Origin of the sequence: Stenotrophomonas sp. 2YAF22, assembly GCF_052114665.1 — a bacterium.
Classification (GTDB): Bacteria; Pseudomonadota; Gammaproteobacteria; order Xanthomonadales; family Xanthomonadaceae; genus Stenotrophomonas; species Stenotrophomonas indicatrix.
This window is the reverse complement of record NZ_JBFRFE010000640.1, coordinates 1-2,428: the sequence shown is the minus strand read 5'-3', so window position 1 is coordinate 2,428 and position 2,428 is coordinate 1. Positions and strand designations below refer to the sequence as shown.

2 protein-coding genes and 1 pseudogene are annotated in these 2,428 nt (G+C 65.0%); all 3 read right to left on the bottom strand.

Annotated elements, in window-relative coordinates; translation table 11 throughout:
• Nucleotides 1-1,368 (bottom strand): annotated as a pseudogene (locus AB4Y84_RS19335) (excinuclease ABC subunit A); the annotation flags it as partial.
• A gap of 129 nt (nucleotides 1,369-1,497) precedes the next feature.
• Complete coding sequence (locus AB4Y84_RS19330) at nucleotides 1,498-2,022, bottom strand: DUF6622 family protein (protein ID WP_442243582.1); 525 nt, start codon at nucleotides 2,020-2,022, stop codon at nucleotides 1,498-1,500.
• A gap of 144 nt (nucleotides 2,023-2,166) precedes the next feature.
• Nucleotides 2,167-2,349: a hypothetical protein gene (locus AB4Y84_RS19325; RefSeq protein WP_442243583.1), complete on the bottom strand. Its 183-nt coding sequence runs from the start codon at nucleotides 2,347-2,349 to the stop codon at nucleotides 2,167-2,169.
• Between the last annotated feature and the right edge of the window lie 79 nt (nucleotides 2,350-2,428).

The window sequence follows — 2,428 nt, the reverse complement described above, 5'->3', positions numbered from 1 at the left end:
GTACAGCGCCTGGCTGTCGGCAGGATGCAGGCCGGCCGATGGCTCGTCGAGCACGTACAGCACGCCAAAAAGCAACGAGCTGAGCTGCGTCGCCAGCCGCAAGCGCTGCAGCTCGCCGGCCGATAGCGTTGGCGTGGYGCGATCCAGCGAGAGATACCCCAGGCCCAGGCCCCGCAATTGCCGTACACGCGCCATGACCCCGCTTGCGAGCCGCTGTGCAGCCAAGCGCTTCTCTTCCGACAATGCCGAGGTCAGCCGTACGTCGGGGGCCGAGGCATGGCTGGCACCACCGCTGGCCGCTCGCTGGGTGCGATCGCGGCGCGTGGCGCCCCTTCTGTTGCTTGAGCCACGGCTGTGCGCGCTGAAATCGCCGTGCGCGATGGGCTCGAGCAGATCCGCCAGTTGATCCAGCGGCAGCCGCATGAATTCACCGATATCCACACCGGCGAAGGTGACCGAAAGCGCCTCCGGCTTCAGGCGCTTTCCGTGGCAGGCCGGGCACAGCTTGCCCTCCATGTAGCGGGAAACCCGCTTGCGCATCAGCGCGCTTTGGGTATTGGCAAACGTATGCAGTACGTAGCGGCGGGCGCCGGTATAGGTACCCATATAACTGGGCTCAAGTTTCCGCTTGAGCGCGGCCCGGGTTTCGGCAGGCGTGAAGCCGGCATAGACCGGTGCGGTCGGCGTCTCCTCGGTGAACAGGATCCACTCTCTGTCCTTCTTCGGCAGCTTCTTCCACGGTATGTCGATGTCGTAGCCGAGCGTGACCAGGATGTCGCGCAGGTTCTGGCCGTGCCATGCCGGCGGCCAGGAGGCGATGGCGCGCTCGCGGATGCTCAGCGTCGGATCCGGAACCATCAACGCTTCGGTCACCTCGTAGACGTGCCCAAGGCCGTGGCAGGTGCTGCAGGCACCCTGTGGCGTATTGGGTGAGAAGTCCTCGGCGTACAGCATGGGCTGATTGGCCGGGTATGCCCCCGCACGCGAATACATCATGCGCACCAGGCTGGACAGCGTGGTCACACTGCCCACAGACGAACGTGCATTGCTGGCGCCACGCTGCTGCTGCAGGGCCACTGCCGGTGGCAGCCCATCGATGGCATCCACATCGGGCACGCCCGCCTGGTCGATCAGGCGCCGTGCATACGGCGCAACCGACTCGAAGTAGCGCCGCTGCGCCTCAGCGAAGACCGTCCCAAAGGCCAACGATGACTTGCCCGAACCCGATACCCCGGAGAACACCACCAGCGCATTGCGCGGAATGGAGACATCGACATTCTTGAGGTTGTGCTCGCGCGCGCCGCGCACCTCGACGCAGCCGCCGGCTGCGGCAGCGCACGAGGATTCTCCGAAAGGGTTGTTGGACATCGTTTCGTTCCTGCAGGCAGTGAGCGGTGCGCATCAAAGCGCGCCCAAGGATGCATTTTCGCTGCTGCGAGGTGAATGTGGTGAGGGCGCGACCGAAGCGCGTGCACCGCCCCTCATCCTGGGCTGGACTCAGCCCGCAGGCTGCATCCCGCTGGGCGCCGCCCGGCGCAACGCAGCCAGATAACGGCAGTACTTGCCGATGAAGATGCCGGTGAATCCGCCAGACAGCAGGAGATAGGCGGCACTGAAACCTGCGTTGCTGCTCAGGCCGGGCGCCACGGCGAGCGCCGCTTCAAAACCGTACTTGATGACGAACGTGACCAACAGCAGTGGCAGCAGGCTGTAGTCGGCACTGCGCCACAGCGTGCCCGTGGAGGCGTCCACGGTCAGCGTTGCCCGGCGCAGCAGCAGCCAGCCCAATGCCGCGCCCGCGCAGATTCCCGCCAGCCACTCGGCCCACGCCACTGGCGAGCCGCCATAGCGATGGCTGATCGACCAGATGCCCCAGACGCTGAACAGCGCGGGCACGATGGCCAGCTTCCGCAGCGAGGTCTGTCCCGGTCGCATGGCCGCGATGCCGCGCGAGACCAGGAACGCCAGAAGCACCCAGACCCAGATGGGGGTCTGCGAGAGGAGTTGCTGCAGCAGGTTCACGGGAGGTCCTTTCGGTGAGTGCCGGCCAGGGAGGCGGCGGTGGCGCTCACTATTGGCGGTACGCATTGCCCGGACAAGTGACAGGTGTCAGCGATACAGCCTGCACCCTCCCCTCTGCACGGCAGCAAGGCGATGCAGGAATGCCTACTTGCCGGTCATCTTCAACGCGGCCTCCGGCAAACGTGCGCCACTGATCCTGATCTGCGTCATTTCGTTATCGATTTTCGCCAGGTCGGCCTTATCGAGCTCCAGATCCACTGCGCCCAGATTCTCGTCCAGCCGGTGGAGCTTGGTCGTGCCCGGGATCGGCGCGATCCACGGTCGCATTGTCAGGGGAATCTACCCTCCGGCTCATGCGGGAAGAAGATCGGGAATGCATATGCCCAATGCATGGAAGATATAGATC